The sequence below is a fragment of the Leptolyngbya sp. UWPOB_LEPTO1 genome, assembly GCF_017302695.1.
GTDB classification, from domain to species: domain Bacteria; phylum Cyanobacteriota; class Cyanobacteriia; order Leptolyngbyales; family Leptolyngbyaceae; genus Leptolyngbya; species Leptolyngbya boryana.
On record NZ_JAFLCJ010000006.1, the window covers coordinates 267,365 to 280,085 of the forward strand.

Here is a 12,721-nt window from a genome sequence, read left to right on the forward strand (position 1 = left end):
GACTATTGTGAGAGGGCTATTGCTGAGAAGACTGTTGAGCAGGAACTTGAGCAGCATCCATGATCGCAGCACAATTTTGCAGTTGCAAAATTCCAGAAGTAATAATGCGATCGTTGGCGCTCAGTCCTTCGACGACTTCTTGTTCATTGCCAATAATTCTGCCGAGTTGAATCGGCTTTTGGGCTGCAACTAACATGTCCGGATTCGCTTCAAATTTTCCGCCCCCTTGAGGTGCGGCTGGCTCTGAACACCCCGATGCACTTAGCGGAGCAGCAACAAAAATAAAATCTCTTCCCCCTAATCGAGAAATTGCCGTTGTGGGCACGAGTACGCCAGGTCGATTACTCCAAACAACGCGCGCGCGCACAAATTGCGAAGGTCGCAAGTTCCGCACATTCTCAAAGACTGCTTTTGCTTGCACTGATTGCGTAGTCGAATCAACATTCGGGGCAACAAAGGAAATTCGACCTGTCTGTACTTCTTTGCCTTGATCATCGAGCAGTTTGACAGGTAAGCCTAGCCGCAAAGCACTTGATCGCTCTAACGGGACTTGAATCTGAACTTCTAACTGCTGATTCTGAGTAATATTCAACAATTGGGAGGTCGGACTCACTGTATCACCGACTTTAATCGGGATTTCCCCAACGGTTCCAGTAAAAGGAGCAGTGATCGTATAGTACTGCAATTGAGCTTGTCCCTCTGCAATATTGGCTTGGGATTGTTCAAAAGCTCGGCGATTTCGCTCAACGACGGATTGCGCGCGGCTAATCGCAGAACGTTGCGCAGCAATATCTGCATCTGCTTGTCTCAAGGCTGCTTGAGCAGTCTGTAGAGCATTTAAACGCTGATCAAGAATTTGTTTACTGGTTGCGCCCTGTCTTTGCAATTCGACAAAGCGATCGTACTCTTTCTGGTTCAATTGCACGTTTGAAAGTGCTGTCGCACGCTGAGCTTGCAGCGATCGTAAAGTTTGCTGTTCGTTTTCAACATCTGCTTGGGCTGAATCAATGTCCGCTGCTGCCGTTTGCGATGCCGATTGCCGACTCGCAACTTGAGCACGCTGTTCGCGATTGTCAATTTGTAAAATAGCTTGCCCGGCAGTCACTTGCTGACCAGGTCTGACATAGATTTGCGAAATCTGTCCACTGACCTGCGGTTGAAGCGTAATGGATTGCCGAGAATCTAAGGTAGCGGCATAGTCAGAGCTATCTTCGATCGTTGAACTTTTCGGGTTTGCCAACGGGACTGGAGTCGGTTGAGGCTTCATCTGACTCACAATCATCAGAGGCAGAATAATCCGATTAAAGACAATCCAACCCAATCCGCCAACAACTGCAAGTCCAATTAACCCTGGAATCAGAAATTTACGCCAGCGCGGACGACGAGGCGGCAATTCTGAAACTGGGGCATCTGTCTGAGCGAATCCAGCGCGATCGGTATTTTCGCCATTCATATTCAAAGTGCTGTCAGGAGGGTTGAATGAAACGGTAGAAGGGGCGAAATCGTCGATCTCAAACTACCGAGCGGTCTTAAAGAAGCTGAGAAACAGATGTATTATTTTAGGAATTCTACCAGAGCATTTCGTACATTACTAAGAATACGAACCATATTGTCTCACTCCACAGGTAGATCTTAGCAACAAAAAAACTAGCTCCATCCATCTTTTCGAGAGTGAGCATAGCCTTGTACCTCGATCTAAGTTTTGCCCGACTAGTAGAAGATCCTTATGATAATCTCGAACACCCAAAGGCGCAAAAAATTCCAGCACAAACAGCACTGGAATTTTTCTGTTAGCTCTCTGTGCCTACTCTATGTACCCAGTCATCCCCAAGGTGAGCCGAATCGACGATGGCTTATAGCTTGGATGAGAGAGAAACTTTGGGTTCTTCAGAAATCGGAGTTTCTTCGCGTTTTGGCTTGCGATGAATCCGAATGCCTAGAAAGATGTCATAGACAAATCCTAAGAAATCTTCTTTCAAAAGCCCGATCGATTGGGGTGATCCCTTCTCATCCAAAATTGGCTTCGCTGCATAATAGGCAGCTTCATACTTATACCAAGGGACAGCAGGCCATAGATGATGCACCAAGTGATAGTTCTGACCCATAATCAGCCAGTTCAAAATCCTACTCGGATAGACTCTCGCATTCAACCAACGATCTCGTTCCTTAAATGGACGATGAGGCAAATAGTCAAAGAATAATCCCAAGACTAACCCCACGATCGCTAAAGGCACAAACCAAAAATTGAACACATATCCCAGAAAATGAAACTGGCACGCAGCGTAGATTACAAGCGCCAAAGATAGCCGTGCCAAAAACCACTCAAAGAGTTCATTTTTCTTCCATAATTTGCGCTGGAAGAAGAAGAACTCGTGATACATAAACCGTGCATTGATGATCCACAAGGGTCCGAATGTAGATACAACATGATCTGGATCGTTTTCTGGATCATTCACATGAGCATGGTGCTGAATATGAACCCTCGTAAAGACGGGGTAAGAGAAACAGAGGAGGAATGCGCTCCCGTGACCCAAAATTGCATTCATCACTTTATTGCGATGAGCCACACCATGACAGGCATCGTGGATGACTGTTCCAACCATATGTAATGCCAAGACATTAAGGCAGAAACTAATCCAATCCACCCATCCCCAAAACCAATATCCTAACGTCGAGATAATTGCGATCGCGACCGACAGCAAAAAGATCAACAACGTTGGATTAAAATCACCAGGCGCTCCCAGTAACTCCCTTGGAATCGTCAGGGGCTTCGTTGCCGCCTCCGACATCACACCGTCTCTCCTTGCGAATACTCAGAAAAGTATACGTCAAGGCATGTCTTTAAGTTAAGTAACGGCTTTCTAAGATTTTGCAATCGACCCGTTCGCTTCTCTCTAAAGGTAGATTCTTTTGCAGTTGGGAACTTCAGAAGATCAATTTAGGTCAATCCAGTTAGAACGCCGTTCAGAGTTCAAATCTTTCTAAATTAATTCACAACGATCGAGGTTGATTTCCATGTCGCTACGACCTGTAAGCTGGGCAAAAAATAAAAATAAAGTAGTTCGAGGAACGTTACTTTCGTTGAGCGCGATGATGATCGCAAGTAGTGCAGCTGTAGCACAAACGGCTCCAGGCGATGTCATCATTCCCACTGAACCCGATCGAGGCGGTTCAACCACGATTCCGGTTCCCAATCCGGGCGGTTCAACTACGATTCCTTCTCCCACGGCTGCGGGCACTCGGTTTGCTTGCCGGGTGAACAATGGACAAAATACGGTGATGTATTTCCCGGAAAATCAGCCGAATCAGGCTTATCCGTGGGCAGTTCCCAGCAATATGGGGGGAGGCTGGGATGCTCTACGTCGGTGTAATGAAATCGCGCGTCGTCTTGAATCGTATCGCCCTGATGGTCTGCGGGAAATGACGACTGGCGTTGAGAATGGCTACAACACGATTTGTGTGACGACCGATCGAGTTCCAAGCTGCCGGATTGTATTGACGGTTCCAAATGGACAAGATCCGTTAGCGACCCGCGATCGTGTTTTCCAAAATCTCTCAGTAGCGGATAGTGGTCAGCAAACCCAAGGCGTTTTAACTTATGGCAGTGGTCGTTCTGATGTGCTTGACCAGTTGGGGAATCTGCTTGGAGTTCGAGGTCGTCGATCGACTGCTGTGACGAATGGTCCAATTAATCTCAAGCCTTTCCTGTCTCGTTCAGATCGAGGAACCGGGGAAAAATTAGTCGGTGGGGTGCAGACTCGAACAAATCGTCCGGCAGTGCAATCGACTCCTCGGATTTTTCAACGCCGCTAAGGGTAGGGAGATGAGGAGATAGGGAGTCAATCCCTAATCTGGGAAAAACTTTTTTCCTTTTCCTCTTTTTGCTTAAAAACAGTAAAAGGAACGAGATTTAATCTCGTTCCTTTTACTGTTTAAACACTGGGGCGCTAGGATTCGAACCTAGGAAATGCCGGGACCAAAACCCGGTGCCTTACCGCTTGGCTACGCCCCAACGTGCTGCCTTACGTATACTAACACTAAACCCCAAGAATATGTCAAGAATTTTTAGAGGCATACAAATCTTGGTATCAAGTCGTACTGCTTCCGAGTTGAGATGTTGCGTATGATGAAGAGATAAAAATCCAGTTTTTTATCTCACGCTGATTGGGAGCCGCACGATCGTGAATGCAGCAGAACAAGCGACTAGTTTAGAAACCGCGAGCAAGATTGCAACGATTACAAATTTAATTAAAACTGACTTCCCAGATGCACGAGTCGATCTCAAACCTTGGGCGAATGACCCAGACACCCGTGAACAAGTTGATCCAGACTCGATCGATATCGGATTTCATTTTCCAGGGCGCAGTCGCTTGTTTCAGTGCCGCAGTGTCCTAATTCAGATTCGCTTTCACTCAGATGATGAAACTCACATCAGACGAGCGATTGGCATTGAGGCCGCTGGATTTGATCACAAAGGCAAACAGTGGCAGATGTCCACCGTTCAGGATTGGATTGCTGAAGGAGAAGGTCAACCAGCACCCGAATCGGTGATGCGATTGAAAGAATTTTGTCAGCGAGTTTTAGAAGTCTTTAATCAAACTGCGTGAGATCCGGTTGCCAGCGATAGCGATTCAAACTCAGTTGGGTCGCCTTGAAGACAATGCCTTCGGCTTCTAACCGCGATCGCTGAATATGATCCATCCCTTCTCGACGCGGCGACATCGAGATTTCTCCTTTAGCATTCACGACTCGATGCCAGGGCACAGCTAACGTGTCATCTGTAGCGCGAAATAGGGCATATCCGACTAAACGCGCTTGTCTTGGCAGTCCTGCAAGCTCTGCAACTTGTCCATACGTTGCGACTTGCCCATAAGGAATTTGGCGAACGACAGAGTAGATTTTCTGATACTTCGACATTATCTTATTACAGACTGCAAATAAAGGCGGCGAGAGCTTTATGGTAATTTGTCTCAGGCTTCATCCACGGGTCATTGACCGTTGTGTAATTGATTCTTGATCGTGTGGCAAAATAGCCCATCCGAATCGTTCTAAACTGCTGCGCTTCGCAATTCATTTCCACTCTCGAATAGGCTGCTTCCGCATTCACCAGATCGTAAGTAATTTTGTCGTCAGACTTAATAATGCTATTTGTCTCAATGTAGGAAGTCCCATTCACTTCAGTGTTCGGAACAGGCTTCCAAGCTGGATTTTGCAGCTCGAAGGTTTCGGCTTGAGCGGGAGTCACAATCAGCAATGCAGCGCTTATGAAAAGAATCGATCGCATTACAACTCCCAAACTCAACTTTTCTATTATGGGTTACTTGGGCGAGACAGACGATCGCGAATCCTTTGCAAAGAATTAGAGGTATTGATCGGCGATCGCGGTTGTGGAAGCTGACTGTCCGGCCAATTGGGCAAATCAAAACAAGGACATTCGGTAGGTGGCAACCCCAGAGATCGAGTGGGAACGGGCATTGCACACCGCGCACAAGGATGAATTTCCCAAATGGGTGAAAGTAAATCTGTAATCGTCTGAGTTGTTCCTTCGATATAGCAGTCTCCGGCTTCAGGAGAAGTCGCTAACTTCCAGCAGGCTTCAAACTCATCGCTATAACGATCGCCTGCAATCACAGAAGCTGGCTTGACGGCTTGCTGTCCATTATGTGTCATGAGCCGCTTTCCTAGCTGCAACCAGTAGGCGAGATACTGTCTAACTTGCTGCTCAGATGCCATAAAATGAGTCACAAAAGATACCCTTAACTTTCCAAGGTTTGAGAAGAATCAGTCTCAATCCCAGGGCAGGTTAAGGAGTGGGATTTCGAGACGAATGATCTACTTCTCTAGGGTATCGTGTCGCTTACCGAGTCAGTGTGAACAAAATCTTTAGAAAGTCTGATCTTTAGAGACTGTCAGTGTAATAGAGTCCCGCTGGAGCGAGTTTTGATTTGTCAGATCTTGCAAGGTGGGGGAATGAGGAAAATAGCTCCCCACTCCCCCAATCAATATAGGACTGCGATCAATTCGCCGTGAGTTTAGTCGGTGAATTCCCTTGAGTCAGCTCTTGTATAAAAGGCTGGCTGCCAAATTGGCGGGCTAGCCTGATCGCTTTCTGGGTATCTGCTCTTGCCGCTTGGTTTTGTCCAATTTGTTCATAAGCCCGAGCGCGGTACTCGTAAGCTTTGACATAAAAAGGATTGAACCGAATTGCAGTTGAGAAATCCTCGATCGCGGCTCGATAATCCTGCATCCAGAAATAAGCAACCCCGCGATCAATATAGGGACGCGCCGAACCAGAGGGCAGCAACGTGACAGCTTGATTGAACAAATTAATCGCCGCCCGAAAATTGCGTGCATCAATCTGCTGATAGCCTTGCTCGATCAATGTCCAGAGTTGGGAGTTGGGAGGTTGTCCTGCGGTGGCGACACGCAGTTCGAGTAGGCTCAACTCGCTCTGATATAAATGCCTGGAAGTCTGACGAGCCAGGAGTGCTGCACTTTTTTCAGTATCGAGTTTGGCTTGGCGATCGTCGCCTAATTTCGCGCGCACGAGCGCTAAACCAGAATACGCGATCGCGGCTGTTGGATCAATTTGCAAAATGCGGTTATAGCTCTCCATGGCTTGTGCAAGCTGTCCACTTTGCAGTTGGGCAAATCCTCGGCCGCTGTAGGCTTCCTTGAATTTTGGATCGAGTCGGATCGCTTGGTCAAAGCTTGCGATCGCATTTTCATAATTGCGAGTTCGCAACTGCTGCAATCCGCGTTCAAAGGCGCGATCGCTTTCGCTCGGCTCCATTAATTTCGGAGCCGCCGGCGACACTTGAGCGAAAGATAACGGCTGCCAACCGCCGAGTGAGATTATCAGGCTTAAACATGTAAACAGACAAATCTGAGCACCTTGGGGTGTCTTCATAGCGGGATTTCAGTAAGGAAAGGCGACAAATTCGTAATTTTTTTACAGAACTTGTCGGTGACTTCCTTATTAGTGCCCAGTCATGCTGCGTCCGATCTCATTAAAGTCGGCATTGTCAATTGAACTTTCGTATAAGAACTTACCGCCGCTAATCACAAGAATGCGATCGGACAATTTCAGCAATTCATCTAAGTCTTCACTGACGAGCAGCACCGCAACACCGCGATTGCGGGCTTGCAGAATTTGCCCATGAATATCTTCGACGGCTGCGAAGTCTAGACCAAAGCAGGGGTTGGCTGTAATCAGCAGCTTAATGTGATCCGACGAAAGTTCCCGCGCCAGAACAGCCCGCTGTACGTTTCCGCCCGATAAGTCACGAATGGGTGTCTCAGGCGTTGGCGTTTTAATTTTGAAACTTTGAATCAGAGATTGAGCTGCGTCTCGAATCGCTTTGAAGTAGAGCAGAATTCCTTTCGATTGGGGAGGACGATCGAAGGTTCGTAAGGCTAAATTCTCTGCCACACTCATATGCGGCACACAGGCATTTTTCAGCGGTTCTTCAGGAAGGACGAAGACGCGATGTTCATACATTTGCGCTCGTGTGGCTTGATAGCGCTCTCCGTTGACGAGGACTTCTCCCGCTGTGGGCTGTCGCTGTCCAGCCAGCACTTCCACAAATTCGCGCTGACCGTTCCCCGAAATCCCAGCAATACCGACAATTTCACCACTGCGAACATTCAGATTGATGCCAGAAACGGCTTCGAGTCCGTTATCTTTATCGGCGTGCAGATCGCGAACTTCGAGAACCGGAATCGGAGCATCATGCGTCACTTTCTCAACGGGCTTGGGTTCGCGCCGTTCACCCATCATCATTTCTGTGATGTCGGGTACGGTGAGAACTTTCATGCTGCCTGTTCCAGCTAATTTGCCGCGTCGCAGTACGGTAATTTCGTCTGTAAAGCCTGTGACCTCACGCATCTTGTGGCTAATCAGTAAGACACTGAGTAAGCCTGCACTGACTTGTTCTCGAAGCAGTCCTAAAATTTCATCGGCTTCGTTGGGAGTCAGGACTGAGGTTGGTTCATCGAGAATCAGAATTTTGCTCTTTAGGTACAGCAGTTTCAGAATTTCTAGCTTTTGTTTTTCCCCGGCTGCCAGTTGTCCAACTAGGGCATCTAACGGCAATTGAAAGGGCGAAGTTTGCATGAAAGCCGAGAGCTTTTCACTCTCTTCTTTCCAATTGATGACTAAATTTCCTCCCGATCGCGCAATCACTAAATTCTCTGCAACCGTCATGGCGGGAACAGAGGTGAAATGCTGATAGACCATGCCAATTCCGTATTTTTGGGCATCGCGAGGAGATGCGATCGTACAAGCCTGTCCGTCTAATTTCACCTGTCCGCTGGTTGGCGTGTAGAATCCCATTACACATTTGACCAGGGTGCTTTTCCCGGCTCCGTTCTCACCGAGTAGGGCGTGGAACGTTCCAGGTCTGAGGGTCAATGCCACATGATCTAGAGCGGTAAACGTTCCGAAGCGCTTCGTCATTTCCTGAATTTCGAGGAGTGGCGGAGCGTTTCGAGTCTCGATCGTAGAGGTTTCAATTTCGGTTGTCATGATTACTAATGCGGTTATCTTTGCGCTTCGATTCCGTCGGCTGACTGATTGTTTCAACCTTCCAGTCTGTGAGACTGTCATCCTGAGACGGGAAGCCTGACGATTTTTTGGAGGTTCTTCCCGGATCTCTACCCTTCTAATTTAAAGTTCCCAATGCTCCCGGTGCTCCTGAGATGGTTCGTTTCGGGGAACAAGTCAAAATCATAATCACTAACGTCAACACATACGGTGCTGCATTAAACAGATAATATCCCCCGTCGATGCCGACTGCTTGCAGGGCAGGGCCGACAGCTTGTGCTCCTCCAAAGAGGAGCGAAGCCCACAAACACTGAACGGGATTCCATCGTGCAAAAATCACGAGTGCCACCGCCATCAGTCCTTGCCCACTCGAAATCCGTTCTGACCAACTTCCCGGATAGTACAGCGACAAATACGCGCCTCCAACTCCGGCTAAAAATCCACCTGCCATCGTACAGAGCATCCGTACTTTCTTGATCGAAATGCCCATGGCTAGTGCTGCTTCTGGATTGTCTCCTACAGCGCGGATAAATAAACCCCAGCGCGTTGTTTTGAAAAACCAGGTCATCGCAGGTGCAATCAAAATTCCTAGCACAAATAATGGATTAATTTTGAAAGTCTGCTGGATTTGTGCGATCGAACTCCAATCTCCGAGTCCAATCGCTGGAAGTTGCGGCGCAGAAGGTTGAATAAACGGCTTGCCAAAAAAGAATGCCAAGCCACTGCCAAAAATAATCATGGCAATTCCCACGGCGACATCATTGACTTTGGGCTGTTGAGACAGCCACGCATGAATGAATCCCAAAAACACTCCCGAGAGTCCAGCGACAAAGACACCGAGCCAGGGAGAAAGAGCACTGCCAACGATACCCTGTGTGAGATAAGAAACGCCATAAGCGCTCATTGCGCCCATCAACAACGTTCCTTCCAAGCCGAGGTTGATCTTGCCGCTTTTCTCGGTCAAGCATTCTCCTAAGCTGACAAACAAAAAGGGTGCACTGCCTCTCAAGGTTCCCGCCACAATGGCTAAGGGGACTCCCCACCAACCGATCGCTTCTGTTGCCATATTGAATTAACCTCCTAAAACTGCAGACGCTGCGGGCACTTTCGGTGCGGGTTCTTTGAACACTCGAAATCGACCGTACAAGGATTCGCTGTACAGAACCACGAGGAACACTAACCCTTGAAGCACAAAGACGGTGGCATCGGGCATTCCTAACCGCCGCTGCAAGATACTCCCGCTGGCGAGAATGCCGCCGAATAAGACGGCAATTAAACCCGCAGCGATCGGGTTATTGCGGGCGACGAATGCAACGAGAATGCCAGAATAACCGTAGTTTGCGTTCAAGGATTCATTTGCTCGTCCGTGCACTGCGGCGATTTCAACCATTCCCGCGAGTCCAGCACAAGAGCCTGCGAGAAAACAAATCGCGATCGCAAGTTGTCCGACCGGAAGTCCAGCAATACGGGCGGCTTTAATATTGCCTCCCGCCGTTCGAGCCGCGAATCCAAACGTTGTGCGCTGGATTAAGAAGTAAGCAATCACACAGGCAATAATGCCGTAGATTAAACCGTAATGCACTCTGGGAAACAGGGGGATTGTGCCTAAGCGATCGAGGTCTGGAATCGCATAGCTAGAAGGTTTATTTAACGAGCTTGGATCCCGCATCGGACCACCGACGAGATGATTTAAAAGCGCGATCGCAATATAGTTCATCAATAAGCTACTAATGGTTTCATTGACGCCTCGGTAGTGGCGCAGCGCACCAACGGCTGCAATCCACAATCCGCCTGCGCCCATTCCCGCGAGTGCCATCATCAGTTGTGTAATTGTGGCTGGAGCCTGATTGACCGCAGAGAGACCAACGATCGTTGCTGCAATTCCTCCGATGACTAGTGCGCCTTCATTCCCAATAATCACTAGTCCTAGGCGGGCGGGCAATGCGGTGCAAAGAGAAGTCAGCATCAGCGGCGCGGCGCGGATCAGTGAATTCTGGAAGGATGACCAACTGCCGAATGCAGCTTGATAAATCGCGGCATATACCTCAAAAGGATTTGTCCCAACGGCGAAGCAGAATAGACCAAATAGAAAGAGTGAAAACAACAGAGCGCCGATCGGAATACAGATCGCCTCTAAAGTTCTCCGCCATGTCCCGGTGGTAAGCATATCAAAACACCCTATGCTGAATAGAGCGAAGTCTACGGTTGAGAAGTCATCCTGTCATATTCACAACTTTTTCACTGTGCTTAAATTAACGTTTTGTCAGAGTGTCATAGTTTTTAATGATCTTTTTCTTTTGTGCGTTTTTGCTGCTACGGGTCATATTTTGGTGGGTTGCGTTTCCCAATTCGGATGAAGCTTACTACTGGTTATGGGGACAACATCTCGATTGGTCTTACTATGACCATCCGCCTTTACAGGCTTGGATACAAGGTAGATTTATTGCTCTGTTCGGGCGTTCGGCGTTTGTGCTACGGCTCCCGAATTTGTTCAGTAATGTTGCTTTTTTCTACACTTATTCTCGAATCGTTACTTATCTTCATAAAGATTTAGGGTTCTGGAAAGTGATGCTTTTGGTAGTATCATCACCGCTCTATTTTATATTTCTGGGCTTTGCTTGGCATGATCATTTGTTGATCACAGCTTCACTCATATCTGCGTATTTATTCATTCGTTTTTTAGATACTTATTTGGCAAATGGCAGAGGAGAAACTTGGCGGTTATACGCAAGCGCGATCTCGCTTTCTTTCGCTTTTCTTTCTAAATACAATGCGATTTTTGTTGCGATCGGCTTTTTTGCAACGGTAATCACAGATGCTCGATTACGACCGTTATTTCGCGATCGCAGGCTGTATATTGCAATTGCGATCGCGCTGACAGCTTTAATTCCAATCATCCTTTGGAATGTCTCAAACGACTTTCTGTCTTTTCGATATTATGTCGATCGTAGTGTTCGCCCAATCGATCCTGGAATCAAAATTGGTCCATTTCTAGGGTTTACATTAGTTTCGCTGTTGGTCGTTCCGCCGTTTAGCTGGATTGGCTTTTATCGGTTGCTCAAAAATCGCTTACCGATTCAATCGATTTATCCATCTGTAGCGTTTTGGGTGTTTGTTCCTTCAACAATTGGATTAACTATCATTTCGCTTGTTTCGGCTGCATTGTATTACTGGAACATTACAGCGTATCTATTATTATTTCCGCTGCTGCCTTTTGTGTTCCGAAATTTCAAAGCACAGGCGATCTATGGCTTGATTATTTCGACCGTACTTGTTTTTCACTATACGGTTTTCCCGCTGACTGCCTTGATTGATCAACAGAGTGATCCAGATTCACGAATGTTATTTGGATGGAAAGAGGTTGCAGCGATCGTTGAATCTGAATCTCGGACGCTGAATGATCCACTGCTGATCACGTCTGATTATCGGTCTGCTTCAGCTTTGGCGTATCAAATGAACAATCGCAATGTGATTGCAATTAGCGATCGCATTGATCAGTTTGATTTTTGGCATCGGAATTTACCCAGTGGCAGAGATGCAGTCATTGTTTCGGATGATTGGTATCCGGCAGAATTAGTGGTACTCTCAAAATTCGAGCGTACTTCTGAGCCAATCACGGTTCCTGTAAAACGCTTTGGAGTCTGGATCAAAAGTTACTATGTTCGTAAAGGCTATGGATTGAAATCATGACGGATTGCATTCACTTAAGCCGAATTCGTGGCTACGGTTACATGGGCGCATTACCAGAAGAACAAATTTTGGGTCAATGGTTTGAGGTTGATCTCACTTTATGGTTGGATTTATCCAAGCCAGGACGCAGTGATGTGTTGGCAGATACGCTCGACTATTGCAATGTGATTGACGATGTTCAAACGCTGATTAAAACCTCAAAGTTTCTTTTACTAGAGAAGTTAGCAACCGCGATCGCAGATAAGATTTTGGGCTATCAGCAGGTCAATCAGGTGCAGGTCAAAGTAGTCAAACCAGCCGCTCCAATTCCTGACTTTGACGGCAAGATTACGATCGACATTCTTCGCAAGAAAGGTTAACTCAGATCTTGCATCATTCTCGATAAGATCGAGTTGGCAATGCTTTCAGTATGATCTCAAATCCGTACTGTGCAGCAAGATTTGCGGAGTTTTGCAGTTGACGAAGCAATTGAAACCACAAGACGGA

The 12,721-nt window shown here is 47.3% G+C and carries 13 protein-coding genes and 1 tRNA gene; 4 read left to right on the plus strand and 10 right to left on the minus strand.

Annotated features, from left to right (window positions below):
- Nucleotides 1-16: 16 nt before the first annotated feature.
- Nucleotides 17-1,453, minus strand: coding sequence for an efflux RND transporter periplasmic adaptor subunit (locus J0L70_RS12360; protein WP_017285829.1), 1,437 nt, complete (start codon nucleotides 1,451-1,453; stop codon nucleotides 17-19).
- Nucleotides 1,454-1,853: 400 nt separating this feature from the next.
- Nucleotides 1,854-2,789 (minus strand): beta-carotene hydroxylase, encoded by a 936-nt coding sequence (gene crtR, locus J0L70_RS12365; RefSeq protein WP_017285827.1) that lies wholly within the window; start codon nucleotides 2,787-2,789, stop codon nucleotides 1,854-1,856.
- A 226-nt stretch (nucleotides 2,790-3,015) separates the two neighbouring features.
- Here crtR and J0L70_RS12370 point away from each other — a divergent pair, with 226 nt between their 5' ends.
- Nucleotides 3,016-3,813, plus strand: coding sequence for a COP23 domain-containing protein (locus J0L70_RS12370; protein ID WP_287454778.1), 798 nt, complete (start codon nucleotides 3,016-3,018; stop codon nucleotides 3,811-3,813).
- A 126-nt stretch (nucleotides 3,814-3,939) separates the two neighbouring features.
- On the opposite strand, the gene J0L70_RS12375 is transcribed toward J0L70_RS12370, so the two are convergent.
- Nucleotides 3,940-4,012: transfer RNA gene (locus J0L70_RS12375), tRNA-Gln, on the minus strand.
- Nucleotides 4,013-4,181: 169 nt separating this feature from the next.
- On the opposite strand from J0L70_RS12375, the gene J0L70_RS12380 reads away from it, so the two are divergent.
- On the plus strand, nucleotides 4,182-4,607 hold the full coding sequence (locus J0L70_RS12380; RefSeq protein WP_287454779.1) for a Tery_1686 family protein: 426 nt from the start codon (nucleotides 4,182-4,184) through the stop codon (nucleotides 4,605-4,607).
- Here the strand turns inward: J0L70_RS12380 and J0L70_RS12385 are convergent.
- From J0L70_RS12385 to J0L70_RS12415, 7 genes are all read right to left on the minus strand, one after another.
- A complete protein-coding gene (locus J0L70_RS12385) occupies nucleotides 4,591-4,917 on the minus strand; it encodes an MGMT family protein (protein WP_190653003.1) in 327 nt (108 codons plus the stop codon). The genes J0L70_RS12380 and J0L70_RS12385 overlap by 17 nt on opposite strands.
- Before the next feature lie 7 nt (nucleotides 4,918-4,924).
- Nucleotides 4,925-5,284: a hypothetical protein gene (locus J0L70_RS12390; protein ID WP_287454780.1), complete on the minus strand. Its 360-nt coding sequence runs from the start codon at nucleotides 5,282-5,284 to the stop codon at nucleotides 4,925-4,927.
- 26 nt (nucleotides 5,285-5,310) lie between these two features.
- Complete coding sequence (locus J0L70_RS12395; RefSeq protein ID WP_287454781.1) at nucleotides 5,311-5,733, minus strand: hypothetical protein; 423 nt, start codon at nucleotides 5,731-5,733, stop codon at nucleotides 5,311-5,313.
- Between the two features lie 283 nt (nucleotides 5,734-6,016).
- A complete protein-coding gene (locus J0L70_RS12400) occupies nucleotides 6,017-6,910 on the minus strand; it encodes a tetratricopeptide repeat protein (RefSeq protein ID WP_287454782.1) in 894 nt (297 codons plus the stop codon).
- Between the two features lie 69 nt (nucleotides 6,911-6,979).
- A complete protein-coding gene (locus tag J0L70_RS12405; RefSeq protein WP_268182452.1) occupies nucleotides 6,980-8,527 on the minus strand; it encodes an ABC transporter ATP-binding protein in 1,548 nt (515 codons plus the stop codon).
- 136 nt (nucleotides 8,528-8,663) lie between these two features.
- On the minus strand, nucleotides 8,664-9,611 hold the full coding sequence (locus J0L70_RS12410; protein WP_268182449.1) for an ABC transporter permease: 948 nt from the start codon (nucleotides 9,609-9,611) through the stop codon (nucleotides 8,664-8,666).
- Between the two features lie 6 nt (nucleotides 9,612-9,617).
- Nucleotides 9,618-10,712: an ABC transporter permease gene (locus tag J0L70_RS12415; RefSeq protein WP_287454783.1), complete on the minus strand. Its 1,095-nt coding sequence runs from the start codon at nucleotides 10,710-10,712 to the stop codon at nucleotides 9,618-9,620.
- A gap of 140 nt (nucleotides 10,713-10,852) precedes the next feature.
- Between J0L70_RS12415 and J0L70_RS12420 the strand changes: the two genes are divergently transcribed.
- Nucleotides 10,853-12,235, plus strand: a complete 1,383-nt coding sequence (locus J0L70_RS12420) for an ArnT family glycosyltransferase (protein WP_287454784.1) — start codon at nucleotides 10,853-10,855, stop codon at nucleotides 12,233-12,235.
- Complete coding sequence (folB, locus tag J0L70_RS12425) at nucleotides 12,232-12,594, plus strand: dihydroneopterin aldolase (RefSeq protein WP_287454785.1); 363 nt, start codon at nucleotides 12,232-12,234, stop codon at nucleotides 12,592-12,594. The genes J0L70_RS12420 and folB overlap by 4 nt, the downstream gene beginning before the upstream one ends.
- Nucleotides 12,595-12,721: the final 127 nt, after the last annotated feature.